14 protein-coding genes are annotated in these 17,391 nt (G+C 72.7%); 6 read left to right on the top strand and 8 right to left on the bottom strand.

Translation table 11 applies throughout. The features are described from left to right. Window position 1: 1 nt before the first annotated feature. From aztD to aztB, 4 genes are all read right to left on the bottom strand, one after another. On the bottom strand, window positions 2-1,189 hold the full coding sequence (gene aztD, locus ACWGL3_RS23270; RefSeq protein WP_267949439.1) for a zinc metallochaperone AztD: 1,188 nt from the start codon (window positions 1,187-1,189) through the stop codon (window positions 2-4). A 169-nt stretch (window positions 1,190-1,358) separates the two neighbouring features. Beyond that, window positions 1,359-2,300, bottom strand: coding sequence for a zinc ABC transporter substrate-binding protein AztC (gene aztC / locus ACWGL3_RS23265; protein WP_267949440.1), 942 nt, complete (start codon window positions 2,298-2,300; stop codon window positions 1,359-1,361). Window positions 2,301-2,304: 4 nt separating this feature from the next. Further along, window positions 2,305-3,513, bottom strand: a complete 1,209-nt coding sequence (locus ACWGL3_RS23260; RefSeq protein WP_267949441.1) for an ABC transporter — start codon at window positions 3,511-3,513, stop codon at window positions 2,305-2,307. Then, entirely contained in the window at window positions 3,510-4,403 is an 894-nt protein-coding gene (gene aztB / locus ACWGL3_RS23255; RefSeq protein ID WP_267949442.1) for a zinc ABC transporter permease AztB, read from the bottom strand. The genes ACWGL3_RS23260 and aztB overlap by 4 nt, the downstream gene beginning before the upstream one ends. Window positions 4,404-4,454: 51 nt before the next feature. Between aztB and aztA the strand changes: the two genes are divergently transcribed. Together aztA and ACWGL3_RS23245 are read left to right on the top strand one after the other, a co-directional pair. Further along, the gene (gene aztA / locus ACWGL3_RS23250; protein ID WP_452461778.1) at window positions 4,455-5,153 is read left to right on the top strand and encodes a zinc ABC transporter ATP-binding protein AztA; all 699 of its coding nucleotides are present in this window, start codon (window positions 4,455-4,457) and stop codon (window positions 5,151-5,153) included. Window positions 5,154-5,214: 61 nt separating this feature from the next. Next, window positions 5,215-5,523 carry a threonine dehydratase gene (locus ACWGL3_RS23245; RefSeq protein ID WP_267949444.1) on the top strand — a complete coding sequence of 103 codons (309 nt, stop codon included), beginning with the start codon at window positions 5,215-5,217 and terminating at the stop codon, window positions 5,521-5,523. 192 nt (window positions 5,524-5,715) lie between these two features. Here ACWGL3_RS23245 and ACWGL3_RS23240 read toward each other — a convergent pair whose 3' ends face one another. Both ACWGL3_RS23240 and ACWGL3_RS23235 read right to left on the bottom strand, forming a co-directional pair. Next, window positions 5,716-6,216: a GNAT family N-acetyltransferase gene (locus ACWGL3_RS23240; protein WP_267949445.1), complete on the bottom strand. Its 501-nt coding sequence runs from the start codon at window positions 6,214-6,216 to the stop codon at window positions 5,716-5,718. 66 nt (window positions 6,217-6,282) lie between these two features. Then, window positions 6,283-7,563 carry an isochorismate synthase gene (locus ACWGL3_RS23235; RefSeq protein WP_267949446.1) on the bottom strand — a complete coding sequence of 427 codons (1,281 nt, stop codon included), beginning with the start codon at window positions 7,561-7,563 and terminating at the stop codon, window positions 6,283-6,285. Window positions 7,564-7,884: 321 nt separating this feature from the next. On the opposite strand from ACWGL3_RS23235, the gene ACWGL3_RS23230 reads away from it, so the two are divergent. Further along, window positions 7,885-9,513 (top strand): glycoside hydrolase family 10 protein, encoded by a 1,629-nt coding sequence (locus ACWGL3_RS23230; RefSeq protein ID WP_452461777.1) that lies wholly within the window; start codon window positions 7,885-7,887, stop codon window positions 9,511-9,513. A 371-nt stretch (window positions 9,514-9,884) separates the two neighbouring features. On the opposite strand, the gene ACWGL3_RS23225 is transcribed toward ACWGL3_RS23230, so the two are convergent. Next, complete coding sequence (locus ACWGL3_RS23225; protein ID WP_452461776.1) at window positions 9,885-11,183, bottom strand: CitMHS family transporter; 1,299 nt, start codon at window positions 11,181-11,183, stop codon at window positions 9,885-9,887. Between the two features lie 382 nt (window positions 11,184-11,565). On the opposite strand from ACWGL3_RS23225, the gene ACWGL3_RS23220 reads away from it, so the two are divergent. The 3 genes from ACWGL3_RS23220 to ACWGL3_RS23210 all read left to right on the top strand — a co-directional run bounded on the left by ACWGL3_RS23220 (window position 11,566) and on the right by ACWGL3_RS23210 (window position 15,194). After that, on the top strand, window positions 11,566-12,282 hold the full coding sequence (locus ACWGL3_RS23220) for a FadR/GntR family transcriptional regulator (RefSeq protein ID WP_267949576.1): 717 nt from the start codon (window positions 11,566-11,568) through the stop codon (window positions 12,280-12,282). A 216-nt stretch (window positions 12,283-12,498) separates the two neighbouring features. Then, window positions 12,499-13,209 (top strand): aspartate/glutamate racemase family protein, encoded by a 711-nt coding sequence (locus ACWGL3_RS23215; RefSeq protein ID WP_267949575.1) that lies wholly within the window; start codon window positions 12,499-12,501, stop codon window positions 13,207-13,209. Then, the gene (locus ACWGL3_RS23210; RefSeq protein ID WP_452461775.1) at window positions 13,206-15,194 is read left to right on the top strand and encodes an isocitrate/isopropylmalate family dehydrogenase; all 1,989 of its coding nucleotides are present in this window, start codon (window positions 13,206-13,208) and stop codon (window positions 15,192-15,194) included. Before ACWGL3_RS23215 ends, ACWGL3_RS23210 begins: the two co-directional genes overlap by 4 nt. Before the next feature lie 188 nt (window positions 15,195-15,382). Here ACWGL3_RS23210 and ACWGL3_RS23205 read toward each other — a convergent pair whose 3' ends face one another. After that, a complete protein-coding gene (locus tag ACWGL3_RS23205; RefSeq protein ID WP_267949573.1) occupies window positions 15,383-16,702 on the bottom strand; it encodes an MFS transporter in 1,320 nt (439 codons plus the stop codon). Window positions 16,703-17,391 lie beyond the last annotated feature (689 nt).

Here is a 17,391-nt window from a genome sequence, read left to right as displayed (position 1 = left end):
GTCAGGAGCTCACGCCGCTGAGCTCGTTGGGGGTCTCCTCCAGCGTGGTCGAGGCGGTGACCTCACCGGTCCCGAGGTCCACCGCGTGGATCTGGCGCGTGGCCGTGTCGGTGACGTAGGCGGTCTCCCCCCGGACGAACAGGGCCGGGCGGGGCTGCTGCCACTCCAGCGGCTCCTCCCAGGGGTCCATCAGCTCGACGGAGTCGGTGATCTCGCCCTCCTCCTGGTCGATGACGTGCAGCGACCCGTCGGTGCCCAGGACCAGCGCCTCGCCCTGCGGGCCGCGGCCCAGGGAGCGGAAGGTGTAGCTGGAGGGCAGGTCCACCAGGGACAGCGAGGCGTCGGAGGTGTCGACCAGGGCGACGCGCTCGGGGCGCTCCAGCTCGGCGTCCGGGTCGGTCTTGTAGTCGCCCAGGACGATGGGCGAGTCCTCCGAGCCGGCCTGGTTGCCGATGCGCCCGTAGTCGTGCTCGGCCTCGACCTTGGTGAACTCGCCGTCCTGGTACATCAGGGCGCCGTCCTCGCAGCCGATGACCACGGTCTCGCCCCCGGCGGTGGTCTCCCCGTGGACGCCGGGGCAGTCCTCGCTGCGGGCGATCTCCTCCCGGTCGGCGTCCAGGACGACGGCGCCCACGCGCTCCTCCTCGTCGCCGAGGGTCACGAGGAGTTCGCCGTCCTCCAGTTCCACGGCCACCCCGTGGTGGGCCTCCTCGGTGGTGTACACGTCCAGGTCCTCGGGCGTGCCGTCGCCCAGGGCGTCGGTGTCGAAGGACGTCACCTCGCCGCTGCCGTCGGCGAACAGCACCGTGCGCCCGCCGTGGCGGACCACGTGTCCGGGGGTGTCGGCGGGGAACACGGTGTCGGTCAGCTCGCCCGCGGCGGCGTCCAGGACCTGGAACCCGTCGGAGGTCGACACGAACAGGTGGCGGTCGTCGCCGGCGGGGTTGAGCCGGTTGAAGCCCTCCAGCTCGATGTTCCCGGCGACCTCCAGGGTGGTGCCGTCCAGGACGAGGACGCCGCCGTCGTAGGTGACCGCGATCGGCTCGGCGACGGAAGCGGCGGCGGTGTCGGCGGCCGGGGCCTCCTCCTCGGGGGCGCTGTCGGCCCCGGTGGAGCAGGCGGTCAGCAGCAGTCCCGCCGACAGGACGGCGGGCAGGGCCGCCCTGGTCGCGGTGTGCGGTGTTCTCATGGTGTCTCGGTCCTCGTGTCAGGGGTCGTGTTCTCGTGCGCGGCACGCGCCGGGCGGCGGCGCCGGTGTCCGGGGGGTCCGGCCGGCCCCTTGGGGCGGCCGGGCGCGGCCGCCCTCCCCGGGGAGGGCGGAGGGGGTCGCGCCCGGCCGCGCGGGGGCGGGGCGGGGTCTAGGGTGCGGCCAGGCCCGCGGTGATCGCGGTGGTGTTGGCGCGCATCATGTCCAGGTAGGTGGCCGCGTCCCCGTCCTCGGCCGTCAGCGACTCGGAGAAGAGGGGGATGACGTCGATCTCCACCCCGGCCTCCTCCGCCATCACGGTGGCCAGGCGGTCGGGCTGGGAGGAGTCGGCGAAGACCGCGCGGACCCCGGCCTCCTCCACGGTCTCCGCGAGCGAGCTCAGGTCCGAGGCGCTGGGCGAGGCCAGTGTCGTGCCGCTGGGGATCACCGCGCCCACGACCTCGAACCCGTAGCGGTCGGCGAGGTAGCCGAAGACGTGGTGGTTGGTGACGAGCTTGCGGTCCCCGGGCGGGATGGCGTCGAACTCCCCGCCCATCCAGCCGTGGAGGGCGGTCAGTTCGGCCTCGTAGGCGGCGGCGTTGGCCCGCACGGCGTCGGCGTCGACGCCGTCCACCTCCGCGACCACGTTCTCGGTGATGAGGCCGACGGCGGTGGCCACCCGCTGCGGGTCGGTCCAGAAGTGCGGGTCGGGCTCGCCCTCGCTCTCGTCGGAGGTGTAGGCGAGGGGGTCGACGTGCTCGCCGACCGCGAGGGTGGGCACGCCCGCCTCCTCGGCGGACTCCACGTTGCGCAGTACCCCCTCCTCCAGGCCGAGGCCGTTGTGGACGAGCAGGGAGGCCTCCTCGATGGTCGCGGCCTCCTGGGCGGAGACGCCGAAGGAGTGGGGGTCGGCGTCCGGTTTCATCAGCACGGTCACCTCCGCCTCGTCGCCGACCACCGCGCGGGTGATGTCGCCGAGGATGTTGGTGGTGACGACCACGCCGCCGCCGGTCTCCCCGCCCGGGGTGCAGGCGGTGAGGCCGAGCGGTACGGCCAGGGCGAGCGCCAGGGCGGCGCCGGTGCGGCGCGGGTTCGCGGTTCGGGGGTCGGTCATCGGTTCACCGTCCGGTCTCGACCATGTACTGCGGCGCGACCCCGGTCTCGAAGGTGCGCGCCACGCGCAGGTCGTCGTTGTAGTCGATCTCGTGGACCAGGCCGCCCCGCACGTCGTTGACGTAGGCCCGGGAGGTGTCCACCCGGATGGAGGGCGGGTGCTCGGTGTCGACCTCGTCCAGGAGCTCGGTCCGGGCCCGCTCCTCTCCCGTTCCGGGGTCGAAGGAGCGCAGGACCCCGTCCTCGGTGAGCGCCAGGACGGAGGCGCCCTCGCCGACGGCCGCGACGGAGACCACGCCGGGCAGCTCCCAGTGGTCCCACCGCTGTTCGGCGAGGTCGAGGGCGAGGACCGTGTCCGGGGCGGGCACCGCGGCCAGGGCTCCGGCGCCCGGCCGGTGGTGGAACTCCTCGGCCCGTGCGCCGTCGGGCAGGCCGTCGGGGTACGGGAGCGTCTCGCCGGCGAACTCCCCGTCGTCCTCGGTGACCAGGAGGGCGCCCTCCTCGCACCCGATGACCAGGCCGCGCCGGGTCGTGGCCTGGCCCCGGGGGTCGGTGCACTCCTCGTCCAGGGTCAGGACCGGTTCGCCGGACCGGTCGTCGACGTGGACCCCGTCCGCACCCGCGGTGACGACCGCCCCGCCGTGGGGGGCGACGACGGCCGGGGCGTCCCCGGTGGTGGCGATGTCGACCGGTTCGACCGCCCCGTCCTCCAGGGAGGGGCGGTCCAGCAGGGACACCCCGCCGCCGCCGTCGGTCAGCGCGGTGAGGGCGGTGTCGGTCGCCGCGTTGGCGGCGGCGATCCCCTCGGCGGTTCCGGCCGGGCGGATGTCGGCCCGGTAGTAGTGCATGTGGTCCCCGTGGTCCACGGTCCAGGTGCCGCTGTCGATCACGGTTGTCATCCGCTCATCGGATGAAAAGAGGTACGCGAACCTTCCGTCGCCGGCGATCCCGTCGACCGGCCCGACCGGGTCCAGGAGCGTGGTCTCCCCGGTGATGAGGTCGAGGACCTGGACGGCCCCCTCGGCGTCGGCGACGACCAGGCGGGACTGGGGCTCGGCGGCCTCCTCGGCCCCCTCGACGTAACCGTGGGGCGTGGCCTCCCCGTCCTCGGGCTCCTGCGGGTCCGGGGCGGAGGCGCATCCGGTGAGCAGTGCCGCGGCGAGCATCCAGGCGGACACCCCGGGGGCCGCGGTCCTGCGGTGGGGGCGGTTCATGACACGTTCGACCTTTCGTGGGCGTGGATCGGTGCGGGGGGCGCGTCGGCGGCCCGGGTCCGGCGCAGCGCCCCGAGCAGGGGGCGGACGCGGGAGGAGGCGACCGAGACGAAGAAGAGGGCGACGGCGGTGGCCGAGATGCTGGCCCCGGCGGCCGTCCCCCAGTGCCAGGAGACGAGCAGGCCCACGAAGGTCGAGGCGGAGCCCAGCAGGGCGGCGCCGACCATGATCGCCGGGATGCTCCGGGCCCAGATCGCGGCGGCGGCCGGAGGGGCGATGAGCAGGCCGAAGACCAGCAGGGTGCCGACCACGTGGAACGAGGCCACCACCGCCAGGGTGACGAGGCCGAGCATGGCGGCGTGGGCGGCCCGGGGCGCCAGCCCCAGCGTCGTCGCCTTGCGCGGGTCGAAGGCCAGGGCCACGAAGGAGCGGTGGCCCCCGACGGCGATCACCAGGGCCGCCAGCAGCGCCAGCGCGAGGAGGAGCAGGTCCCGCTCCCGTACGGCGAGCACGTCGCCGAAGAGGAAGCCGGTCAGGTCCACGGCGAAGGAGCCGGAGTGGGAGACGATGATGACGCCCGCGGAGAGCATGCCCACGAAGAGCAGGCCGATGCTCGTGTCCTGGGAGAGCCGGGGCGACCGGTTCAGGGCGGTGACCCCCAGCGCCATGGCGACGGCGGCCAGGGCCGCGCCGACGAAGAGGCTCCCGCCCAGGAGCGAGGCCACCGCGACGCCGGGCAGCATCCCGTGCGACATCGCGTCGCCGAGGAAGGCCATGCCGCGGAGCACGACCCAGGTTCCCGCCAGGGCGCAGATGAGCGAGACGAGGACGCCTCCCCACAGGGCGCGTTGGACGAACACGACCTCGAACGGGTCGAACAGGGCTTCCATGTCGGGCACTCTATAATGAAAACCGTTTTCAATACCAAATCGGGAGTGGTCATGACATCGGTCGATGCGGCGGCAACAGCCGCAGTGGCGCTGGAGGACGTGTACGCGGGCTACGGTGGACGGGCGGTCCTGCACGGCGTCACCGCCACGGTCCACGCGGGCACTGTCACGGCCCTGGTCGGCGCCAACGGCTCGGGGAAGTCGACCCTCCTGGCGGTGATGGCCTCGACCCTGGCCCCGACGGCGGGAAGGGTCCGCCGGGGCGCCGCCCGGCGTCCCGCCCTCGTCGTCCAGCGCAGCGCCGTCTCCGACGCGCTGCCCGTCACGGTGCGCGAGACCGTCGAGATGGGCCGTTGGGCCGAGCGCGGGCCCTGGCGGCGCCTGACCCGCGGGGACCGGGCCGTGGTCGAGGCCTGCATGGACCGGCTGGCCGTCGCAGACCTGGCCCGGCGCGTCCTGGGGGACCTGTCCGGAGGACAGCGCCAACGGGTCCTGCTGGCCCAGGGACTGGCGCAGGGGGCGGACCTGCTCCTGCTGGACGAGCCCGCCACCGGGCTGGACGCCGACTCCCGCGAGCGCATCACGGCGGTGCTGGCCGAGGAGAGGGCCCGGGGGGTCGCGGTGGTCCACGCCACGCACTCGGCCCGGGAGGCCGCGCACGCCGACCGCGTCCTGCGCATGGAGGACGGGCGCCTGGCGGAGCTGTCCACCATTGCCGACCAGGCCCTTTTCACCGCGGACGATCTCTGATGGACTGGTCGGGCACGCGTCCCGGCCACACCGGGACGACGGACCGTCCAGAGGGGGAGAGATGACGGCGACGCATCCCGTGCACGAGGACCACGGGCACCGGCACGGCGAGGGGTGCGGCCATGTCGCGGTGCCCCACCAGGGCCATGTGGACTACGTGCACGACGGGCACCTGCACCACGGGCACGACGGCCACTGGGACGAGTGCGCGAACGAGGAGCACACCGTGCACGAGGACCACGGGCACCGGCACGGCGAGGGGTGCGGCCACGTGGCGGTGCCCCACGGGGACCATGTGGACTACGTGCACGACGGGCACCTGCACCGCGAGCACGACGGCCACTGGGACGAGCACGCCCCGGTCTCCTGACCCGGCGTGCGGGCCCGCTCCGGGTCCGCGTCCGCCCGGACGCGAACGCGGCCGGTGTGACGCGAAGGGTCCGGCCCGACCGTCCCGTGCCCGCGGCGGGGGCGGCGGACGCCACCTCCTCCGTGCGGGGACGGCCGGTTCCGCTCCCGCCGCCGGCGGGAGGCCCCGGCCCGGTCCGCGTGCCCGGCCGCCTCAGTCGAGGCGCGCCGCGGCTCCGGCCCCGGAGGCCGCCGGGAGCGGGGCCCCGAGCGCCTTCTCGAAGCACAGGGAGGACGGCGACCCCGCGTACGCCCCGAAGCACGGGATGGGCGTGTAGCCCGACCGGGTGTAGAAGCGCACGGCGTCCGGCTGGCGGTCGCCGGTCTCCAGCCGCAGGTGCGTCCACCCGCGCCCGCGCGCCCAGTCCTCCAGCGCGGCGAGGACCAGGGGCGCCGCGCCGGTGCCGCGCGCCGCGGGGAGGACGTACATCCGCTTGACCTCGCCCACCCCGCCGCCGAGGTCGCGGAGCCCGCCGCACCCCACGGCGGCGCCCGAGCCGTCGCGGGCCACGGTGAAGACCGCGATGTCCTCGGCGGAGGGGGCCGTCCCGGGCTCGGAGTCGGGGGTGCCGTAACGCTCGGCGATCTCCGCCCGCTGCCCCGCGCGCAGGGCGGTGGCGTCGGGATCGTCCCAGTTCACGATGTCGATACGCATGGGCGGTAAAGTACCGCCCGCGTGTTTCCGGGATGTGACACGGCCCGCGCGGCGGGCCGGGGCCGTTCAGGCCCCGTCGGTGAGGGCCTCGCGCATGACCCGGAACTTGGACTCGGTCTCGGCGAGCTCGGCCTCCGGCACCGACCCCTCCACGATCCCGCCCCCCGCGAACAGCCGGGCCCGGGCGCCGTCCACGTGCGCGCAGCGCAGGGCGATGCCCCACTCGGAGTTGCCCGCCCCGTCGACCCAGCCGACCGGGCCGGCGTAGCCGCCGCGGTCCATGCCCTCGGCCCCGGCGATCAGCCGCATGGCGGTGCCGGTGGGCGTGCCCCCCACGGCGGCGGTGGGGTGCAGGGCGGCGACGGCGTCCAGGGCGGAGACCCCGGGGGACAGGCGCGCGTGCGCGCGGGTCGCCAGGTGCTGCACGTTGGCGAGCCGGAGCAGGCTGGGCCGTGCCGGGACCTCCATCTCCTCGGCGAGCGGTGCGAGCGCGGTCCGCAGGGAGTCCACGGCCATGCGGTGCTCGTCGACGTCCTTGGCGGAGGCGAGGAGTTCGTCGGCCAGGCGCCGGTCGTCGCCCGGGTCCTCGCCCCGGGGGCGGGTCCCGGCCAGGACCAGCGAGGTGAGCCGGTCGCCCTCGCGGCGCAGCAGGAGCTCCGGGGTCGCCCCGACCATGCCGTCGACGGAGAAGGTGAAACAGCTCGGGAAGCGCAGGCGCAGGCGTTCGAGGAGGGTGCGGACGTCGATGGGGGAGGCGGCCTCGGCGAAGGCGTCGCGCGCGAGCACGGCCTTGTCGAGCTCCCCCGCGCGGATGCGTTCGACGGTGCCGGCCACGGCGGACATCCAGTCCTCCCCCGACAGCGACCCCTGCGTCCAGGAGACCGGGCCCACGGGGCGCGGTGCGGACGCCGGGGGCGGGAGCTCGCCCGGGCGGTCCCCGGGCTCGTCGCCGACCGTGGTCAGCCAGCTGCGCCCGCCGCGCCGCCCGACCAGCACGCGGGGCACGACCAGGGCGGAGCCGGGGGAGGTGGGCGCGAAGGCGAACGTCCCGAACGCGACCAGGCCGGTCCCCGCCGCACCGACCCCGTCGGAGACCTCGGCGTGCTCCATGAGCCCGTTGAGCCACCGGGCCGCCTCGGAGAAGCGGGTGGTGTCGGTCGGCGCGGTCCCCTCGGGCTCGGTGCCCAGGTCCAGCCGCGCGGCCTCGCCCCAGCCCACGACGCCCTCGTCCCCCGTCAGCCAGGCCAGGGGGGCGCCGTCCGGCAGGAGGCGGACCAGGCCGGCGGTGTGATCGCTCAGGGGAACGGTGCGGACGAACATTTTGGGTGGGCTCAGGGCGACGTTCACGGTCACCGAGTGTAGGACCTCGCCCGGGGCGGTTGTGTCCCGGTCCGTCCGAGGTCGGTGCGGTCTCCGCCCCTCGTGCTTCCCCGGGCGGACGGCCCGGATGGTGCCGATTTGACCCTCCTCGGGGGTGCGGGAGGGGCGAAGCCCCCTGCCCGGCGGTGTTTCGTTGCGCCGCGATAATGTTCCCTCGCCTGCCTTGATGCGACGTTATCCACAAGTTGTCCGAATCGTGTCCAAAAATTGACTTCCTGCTCTAGCCTTGGTCGCGGCGCCACGCCAGGGGGACGGCTGTGCGCCAAGGACCTCAGAGGAGAACCGTTCATGGGATCAGTGGCACGGGCCGGGAGCACGCGGCGCACCGCAGCGCGGTGGGCGGCGTCGGCAGCCGCGACCACCTTCCTGCTGTCGGGCTGCGCCGCCTCCGGCGGCGGGGCGGCCGACGGCGACGCCCCCGGCACGCGAGAGGCCGGGACGGCGGCGGCCCCGCTCCAGTGCGAGGGCGGGGGCGCCGAGCGCCAGATGCGCGGGGCGTGGCTCACCACCGTCCGCAACATCGACTGGCCCTCCGAGCCCGGCCTGTCCGCGCAGGAGCAGAAGGACGAGCTCGACGCCTACCTCGACGACGCCGTCGACATGGGCCTCAACGCCGTCTTCCTGCACGCGCGCCCCACCGCCGACGCGGTCTACGAGTCCGAGCTGGAGCCGTGGGCCCGCTACCTCACCGGCGAGCAGGGCGGCGACCCCGGCTACGACCCGCTGGAGTACGCGGTGGCCGAGGCGCACGAGCGCGGGCTGGAGATGCACGCCTGGTTCAACCCCTACCGCGTGGGCCTCCAGGACCCCGACATCGAGGACATGGCCGAGGACCACCCTGTCAAGGAGAACCCGGACTGGCTGGTCGACTACGGCGACGAGGCGTACGTGGACCCGGGCAACCCGGAGGTCCGGGAGTGGGTCACCGGCGTCATCATGGACGTCGTCGAGCGCTACGACATCGACGGGGTCCACTTCGACGACTTCTTCTACCCCTATCCCAAGGACGGGGAGGAGTTCGACGACGACGCCAGCTGGGAGGAGCACGGCGACGGCTTCGACGACCGGGGCGACTGGCGGCGCGACAACGTCAACCGGCTCATCGCCGACGTCCACGAGGGGATCGAGGCCACCAAGCCCTGGGTGAGCTTCGGGATCTCGCCGTTCGGGATCTGGCGCAACGACAGCACCGACCCCAGCGGCTCGCCCAGCTCCGGCCTCCAGTCCTACGACGCCCAGTACGCGGACACCCGCACCTGGATCCAGGACGGCACCGTCGACTACGTCGCCCCGCAGCTGTACTGGGAGAGGGGCTTCTCCACCGCCGACTACGAGGCCATGACCGACTGGTGGGCCTCGGAGGTCGAGGGCACCGGCGTGGACCTCTACATCGGCCAGGCCGCCTACCGGGTCGGCGAGGAGGGCTGGCGCGGCGACGACGCGCTCAGCACCCAGCTCGACTACTCCGGCGAGCTGCCCGAGGTCGGAGGGGACATCTACTTCTCCATCAAGAACCTGCGCGAGCAGGCCTCCGACGCCTACGCCGAACTCGCCGACGCCCACTACGGCCGGCCGGCGCTCCCGCCGCAGGCGGAGGCCCCGGAGAACCAGGGCCCGCTCGTCGGCGAGGTCGGGGGCGTCCAGGCCCGGACCGACGGCGACCGGGTCGAGGTCGAGTGGGACGCCGCCGACGCCGCCCGCTTCTACGCGGTCTACCGCCTGCCCGCGGGCGCGGACACCGGCTCGGAGGAGGCGCGGTGCGCCGCCCTGGCCCCGGAGAACCTCGTGGGGCTCACCGGGGGGACCGCCCTGGCCGACGACGCACCGCTGGAGGACGGCGCCGGGTACGCGGTCACCGCCCTGGACGACTACCGGGTCGAGGGGCCGGTCGGGGCCCTCGCCGACCCGCGAGGCTGACCCTGCCGGGGCCGCCGGTCCGCCCTCCCGAAGGAGGCCGACCGGCGGCCCTCCCGGCCGGAGCCCGGCCGCCTCCCCCGCAGGCCCCCGCCCAGGGCGTGTAAAACTCCACCGCGCGGTCCGCTCCCACCGCTGCGGGCCCGGCCCCGGACCGTGCCCCCGGCCTCGTCCGCCTCGGTGGGAACACCGACGCCCAGCGGTCGGCCGCCGACGCCCGTGGAGTTCGGGAGGAGACGGCCGAGCACCGCGGCCCCGGAGGCACAGCTCCCCAAGGCCCGGTGCATGCCGGAACCTCCCTCACACCCGGCACGACACCTCCTCCGATCCTGACGCATCTGCCCTCCCCCTCCGGAATCGTCCGTGAAGCAGCGTCAGGTGATGCTGATGGCTCCGGTGAGGAGGGCGAAGAGGATGTAGGCGATGGAGACGGGGATTCCCCAGCGCAGGGCGTGCTTCTGGAAATCACCCAGTTCGACCTTGACCAGGCCGAGAAGGACCCAGAGGGGCGCGGAGGTGGGCCCCATCATGTGGAGGATCTGGCCGATGGCTCCGGCGCGGGCGATCTCGTTGGCATCGATGCCGTATTGGGCAGCCGATTCGGCGAGCACGGGGATGACGCCGAACCAGTAGGCGTCGTTGGACATGAAGAAGCCCAGCGGCAGGGCGAGGACGGCGGTGACGAGGGGGATCAGGTTGCCCATGGACTCGGGGACGACGGCGAGCGCCGTGTCGGCCATGGCTCTGATCATGCCCGCGTCGGTCATGACGCCGGTGAAGACGCCGGCGGCGAGAACGAGGATCATGACCGGAACGGCGTTGGCGGCCTGGCGCTTGATGAGGTCCTGCTGGTCACCGATGGTGCGGACGTTGACGAGCAGGGCGATGACGAAGGCGATCATGAACAGGACCAGCAGTTCAGCGACCCCGAGGATCAGCAGCACCATCAACAGCACGGTCAGACCAGCGTTGAACCACATGCGCCAGTCGGCGCGGACGGTGGCGAGCGCTTCCCCGGAGGCGATCTCCAGCTTGTAGGCGGCCAGTTCCTCCGGGTCGATCTTGCGGCGTTCGCGCAGCCCGAGCCAGTAGGCGACGGCGATGATGGCCAGTGAGGTCAGAGCCATCGGGCCGATCATGTGGACGAAGTACTCGGTGGGGTCCAGGTGGAGGACGCTGATGCCGCGTGTGGCGGCCCCGCCCCAGGGGGTGGTGCCCGAGATGGTGCCCAGCGCCATGGCGGCGATGGTGGCGACGATGAGGGGGTTCATGCCGAGGCGGCGGTAGATCGGCAGGAATGCCGAGCAGATGATCATGTAGCTGGTGGTGCCGTCCCCGTCCAGGGCGACGAGGAGGGCGAGCACGGCGGTGCCCACACAGATGCGCACAGGGTCGCCCTTGGAGGCCCTGATGATGACCCGGCAGACCGGGTCGAAGAGCTTGGCCTCCATCATCAGGCCGAAGTAGAGGACCGCGAACAGCAGCAGGGCCGCAGTGGGCGCGACGGTGTCGAGACCACTGATGATCATCTCGCCGAGCTGGGCGCCCTTGCCCGCGATCACGGCGGCGGCGATGGGGGTGATCATGATGGCGGTGAAGGCGGAGAGGTACTTCCGCATCACGAGCAGCATGAAGCTGCCCAGAGTGGCAAAGCCGAGGACGGCGAGCATCATGGCTCCTTACTGGGGGGCGGGGGTCGGGGGTCGGGGGTCGGGGGTCGGGACCGCCGGACAGGCGGCGGCCGCGGTTCACGTGGTTCGGATGAGCCCGGCGGGGAGCGCGACGGGCGGGCCCCGAGCCGGTCGGGGCGCTCGGCTGCGGCTGCGGCACCAGGCATCGCCGGCGTGGATCTCGTGGGTCGTGGGCGCGGTCGGCGCGTATCGCGTGCCGGCGTCGGGGACGTCGGGCCCGGACGCCGACCGGGGAGTGCCGCATGCGCCCTTGTGCGCCATGAAGCAACTCCGGAGTACCGGTAAACCGGTTAACCGGTCGTCCTGTTTCCGGTAGGTAACTAGACTCGGGCCGACTCGTCAATACTTTGAAGTGAGGAAATTCATGGCCGAGCTCTCGAAGATCATGGTCGCGCCACGGGAACCGCTCGCCGCAGAGGTGTCACGACGGCTGATCGACTACCTCACGTCGGGCCAGGTGGAACCGGGTGAGCGCATCCCCTCGGAGCGACAGCTGGCCGAGATGCTCGGGGTGAACCGGCCGACCGTGCGCGAGGCGATCAAATCGCTCGGCTTCCTGGGGCTGCTGGAGATCAGGCAGAGCAGCGGGACCTACTTCCGCGGCACGGACTCGGACGTGCTCTACCGGCTCTTCGAGCTCGGCCTGGTGCTCGGGGAACGCGGAGCCCGGGACATGCTCCAGGCCCGCACCGAGCTGGAGGTGGTCGTGGCCGGCCTGGCCGCCCGGGCACGCGATGACGCCGGCGTGGAGCTGCTGCGAGCGCGCCTCACGGTGATGCGGGAGTGCCCGGCCGAGGAGTTCCCCGAGGCGGACACCGCCTTTCACGCCACCCTGGCGGAACTCGCCGGGAACACGGTCCTGCGCGACGTGCTCAAGGGGATGCGCGCCATGATCCAACGCGGCTGGGTCCAGCGCACGGGCGCGGTCCGACCCCGCGAAGTGGCCTACGCCGACCACGTTCCGATCTTCGAGGCGGTTGAGCGGGGGGACGCGGAAGCCGCCCGCGCGGCCATGGCCCATCACATGGAGGGCGCCTCCAGGCGCTTGCAGGAGGCACTCGACCAGCGCAGTGGTCTCTGACGGCCGAGCCGGGGGCACTCTCCTCGAATCGGACCCCTGTTCTTAGAACCGGTTGACCGGTTGACCGGTTTTCCCTACAGTGGCCGCACGGCAGAAAGCCGAACGGTCACCCGTGCCTCGGGGACCTGCTCCGCCCTTCGCCCGCCCACCACGCCGAACGGAGCAGGCCCAGGCATGAGACCACCTGGCCCGACTCCTGGAAGAGGAGGAACCCCGGTGATCGAGAGCCGCCCCCTGGTCGCCATGATCCACGCCGTGCCGACCGGAGCCAGCACCGCCAAGAGCGCGTTCGACCGGGAGTTCCCCGAAGCCCGCGTGTGGAACCTGCTGGACGACCGCCTCCTGGGCGATGCCCGCTCCGCCGGCCGCCTCACCGAGGCACTGCGCCGCCGCATGCTCCGCCTGATCGGGCACGCGGTGGACGGAGGAGCCCAAGGATTACTGCTGACCTGCTCCTCCTACGGCGAAGTCGTGGACACCGCCCGCACCCTGTGGCACGTGCCCCTCCTGAAGGCGGACGAGGCGATGTTCAGGGTCGCCCTGGCCGGGGACTGGGACCGGATCGCCGTGGTCGCCTCCACTCCACCCGCCGTCCCGGCCGCGGCCGCGCAGCTCGAAGCCCTTGCCCCCGCGGTCCGATCGGACCGCCCCGTCGAGATCGTGACCGCGCTCAGCGAGGACGCGGGGAGCGCCGACGACCCCCTGGCCGCTGCCCGGCACCTGGCCCGCGCACTCCACTCCGCAGGAGCCGCCGACGTCCAGGCGGTACTGCTGGCCCAGTACTCCCTCGCCCCGGCCGGCCCCGCGCTGGCCGATCTGCTGGGCGTCCCCGTCCTGGACGGCGCCGGGGCGGCCGCCGTCGAGCTGCGCGGTCTGCTCACCGGCCCGACCGAACCGGACCGGCCGACGACGGCAGCGGCCTCATGAGGGGCCTCCTGCCCTGGCCGGTGGCCTACACCGTCTCCTCGGACGACTGCCGTGCCCCGGTCCCGCTGGGCTTCGGCGCGCCGCTCGCCGAGGCCGCCCGAACACTCGCCGGACTCGGCTTCGACGGACTGGAGGTGCAGGTGCGCGACGTGACGGCCGACGACGCGGACCTGCTCACCCACGCCGTTGCCGGTACCGGACTCGCCGTGCTCGCCATCGGAACCGGCCCGGTCGCCTCACAGGACGGCCTGACCCTGGCCGACCCGTCACCGGAGGTGCGCCACCACGCGCTCCGACGGCTGTTCGGCGCGGCCCGTCTGGCCGGGGCGCTCGGCGTGCCGCTCACGCTCGGCCAGACCCGCGGCGTCTTCCTCCCCGGTCTGGAGGACAAGCAGCGCGACTGGGTCGAACGAGCCGTACGGCGACTGGCCGCGGAAGCGACCGCCCACGGCTGCAGACTGCTGCTGGAGCCGCAGTCGCGTCGGAACACCTCCCTGTGGCACACCCCGGAGGAAACCCTGGCGGCCACCCGCAGGCTCGCCCTCCGCGCCGGGCTGGTGCTGGACACCCACCACCTGGAACACGAGGGCCTCGATCCGATCGCCGTCGTAGGCGGGCACGCCGGTTCCGCGGGCTGCCTCCAACTCGCGGCAGCCGCCGCCCGGGGCCCGCTGGAGGTGGGCGACCCCCGGCTCCCGCGGTTGCTGCAGGCACTGGACGGCAGCGGTTTCACCGGCTGGCTGACCCTGGAACACACCCAGGACGGCGGAAGCGAGCAGGCCGCGACCCGTTCCCTGACCGCGTTGTCCGACGCGAGAACCCCCCTGGCACAGCCCCTCGCACCGCGGGCGCACACAACCCACCCCTCCGCCAAGACAACGGAAGAACAGGATCCGCAGATGAGCACCACCTACCGCCTCGGCGTGCTGGAAGGCGACGGCATCGGACCGGAGATCGTCCCCTCCTCCATCGAGGTCGCCACCGCCGCGGCACAGGCCGCCGGAGCCTCGATCGACTGGGTCGCGCTCCCGCTGGGCGCCTCAGCCATCACCACGCACGGCGCCCCGGTGCCGGACGAGACCAAGCGGGCTCTGGAGACGCTCGACGGCTGGGTCCTTGGGCCGCACGACTCCGTCAGCTACCCCGAACCGCACAAGTCCGCCCTGAACCCCTCCGGCACCCTGCGCAAGCACTTCCAGCTCTTCGCCAACATCCGTCCCGCCAAGAGTTTCCCCGGGGCCGAAGCGGTGTGCGACAGTGCCGATCTGGTGATCGTCCGCGAGAACACCGAGGGCTTCTACGCCGACCGCAACACTCACGCCGGCACCGGCGAATTCATGCCCACGCCCGACACCGCGATCTCGATGGGCATCGTCACCCGTCACGCCACGGAGCGCGTCGCCCGCGTCGCCTTCGACCTGGCGCGCTCCCGCCGTAAGAAGCTGACCATCGTCCACAAGGCCAACGTGCTCAAACTGACCACCGGCCTGTTCCGGACTGTATGCCAGGAAGTCGCCCAGGACTACCCCGACGTGGCGGTGGACGACTTCCACATCGACGCCATGACCGTGCACCTGGTGCGCCGCGCCCAGGACTTCGACGTCATCGTCACCGAGAACATGTTCGGTGACATCCTCTCCGACCTGGCCGGCGAGATCTCCGGCTCGCTCGGCACAGCCCCCTCGATCAACTCCTCCGCCGACACGGCCATGGCGCAGGCCTCGCACGGCTCCGCACCCGACATCGCGGGGCACAACACCGCCAATCCGGTCGCCATGATCCTGTCCACGGCGATGCTCTTCGAGTGGCTCGCCGCCCGCCACGACGATCCCGCCCTCGCCACCACGGCGAAGATCATGGAGAAGGGCGTCGCCGACACGATCGCCACGGGCACCTCCACCCGGGACCTGGGCGGATCCGCCTCCACCACCGAGTTCACCGCCGCCGTCACCAAGGCCATCACCTCCGGCATCGGCCAGAACTGACCCCTCCGGTGCTCCGGGGCGGTGCACGACCGCCCCGGAGCACCGGGAGCCGCCACCCGAACGCACGCTCACCCTGGAACAGATCCCGGGGTACGTGGCGAAGACGGAGGTGGAACTCGGGCTCTCCGCCAACCGCACCCGGCGGTGAGGACCGGCGGCGTGCACGGTTCCCGGAAAGGGGCGAGGGCTCAGACGTCGTTCTCGCGCACGAGACGGGTGAGCTTTCGACCGAAGAGCACCACGACGCCCAGACAGACCGCACTCACCAAGGCATAGGGAGCGCGGAGCGCGTCCGCCTGGCTCAGGAACGAGGACAGGGACGACACCAGCACGCCGCCGAGCGCCATGCCCACAGCGCTCATGCCCCAGGTGACGGTGCGCATGAGGGCGTTCACCCGGCCCAGCAGGCGATCCGGCGTGACTCTCTGGCGGACGGAGGTCATCGCGACCCCGTAGCCCAGCACCAGGCCACCCGCGAAGAAGTACGCCCCGGCCACCACCGGCGTGCTCGGAAACAGCGCCACCGTCAGGTACAGAAGCCCGCTTCCGGTGAGGCACACCACCGGCAGCGTTCCGTACGGGAGGGCGGCGCGCAGCCAGGAGACGACCTGTCCCCCGACGATCCCGCCGACGGCGGCGAAGGCCATGAGCAGTCCGAAGCCGGCCGGACCGAGGCCCAAGGCGTCGCGGACGAACAGGACTTGTGTGGAGAGCATGGTCGCGAAAGCGGTGTTCACGAACACCGCGACGACTGCCACCGCGCGCAGGAGCGGCTGATTCCACACGGCCCGCGCACCCTCGGCCAGGTCCGCCCCCACACCACGGAGCCCACGTGGGGCGCCGGTCGCCGCAAAGGGCCCGGAAACGGACCCGACGGCGACCTGCCGCGTGGTGGCCGTGTCGGCCGGAGGCGCGGTGGCGCGTACCCGCAGCAGAGCCAGGACCGATACCAGCAGCGCGCCGACGTTGAACAGGAACGGGACGAACAACCCGAGCGCCAGCACGAGACCGCCCAGCGGACGGCCGCCGAACTCCTGCGCCACGACGGCCCCGGATCGGAGGTGTCCGTTCGCGCGCTCCAGCCTCTCCTTGGCGACCAGGGAGGTCACCGCGGTCTCGGCCGCCGTGTCGTGACAGACCTCGAGCGCGCCGAACGCCGACGCGAACACCGCCAGGAGGGGGATCGAGACCCATCCGAAGAACACCGCCACGGCGAGAAGGCCCCAGAGCAGCATGCGGAGGGAGTTGGAGGCGACCATCAGCGTGAACCTGGGCGCCCGGTCCACGAGAACTCCGGCGGGAAGCGCCAGAAACAGCCAGGGAAACCGCCCGAACGCAGCCACCAATGCCACCAGAGCGGCATTGTCGGGCGCCAGCGAAGACGCGATCCACGGCATCGCGATCATCGCCACACCGTCGCTGAGATTCGAGGCCAGGGAGGCGGACCACAAGGCCCAGAACCGTCCTCCGAGTGGCATCGTCAATGCTTTGTTCGTGGAGGCGGACATGGGGACGGCACCGATCTTCCGGGCGACCGGCGTTGCGGGTCGATCCCGAGCGGGGGGGGGCACCGGAACGCCGCATCAGGCTAACAGGGCGTGAATGCACGCCGAGCCACACCCGCTTCGCCGGGGCGAGCCGGAGAACCGGCCCTGACCAGCCAGAACGATGGGCATCGAGTTCTCACCCGCCCAACCCTCGCGGCCCGTCCAGAACAGCACACGACCAGGTCATAGGGGTTCAGGACACAAGGATAAAGGACTTCCAGAAGAGATATCCCTTCCCGGCGAGAAGAGGTCGGAGAGGTGGCGCGAGGCCGACCACACAGGCATGAGGCCCGACCGAACAGTGCCCTTCCGGGGGCGTCAACGATGTCACCGTGCCATCACCGGGTTCGACAACTCCACAGACACGGCAAGGCTCACCCACCGCTTCTTCTTCGAGGAGAACGGGGATCGACCCCCCGGCCCGGGAACAGCAGTTCGTCGGCGGCGATCGTCGCACCTGGAAAATCTTCATCCGGTTAAGGCGCCATGGTTTCCGCGCAGCGGGATCCGTCATCCGTGGCAGCGGGGGACGGCCCCGGCTGCGCAGGGACGACGGCACGCCTCGTGGGCGCCGATGGACCACCGCCCGGCCGGATCAGGCCGACGACCCGGTGCCGCCACGGCGGGCAGGGCCCCTGGGGCAAGGGCCC

The organism is Nocardiopsis sp. NPDC055824 (genome assembly GCF_053616335.1).
The sequence above is the reverse complement of the archived record's forward strand: the minus strand, read 5'-3'. Positions and strand labels throughout refer to the sequence as shown.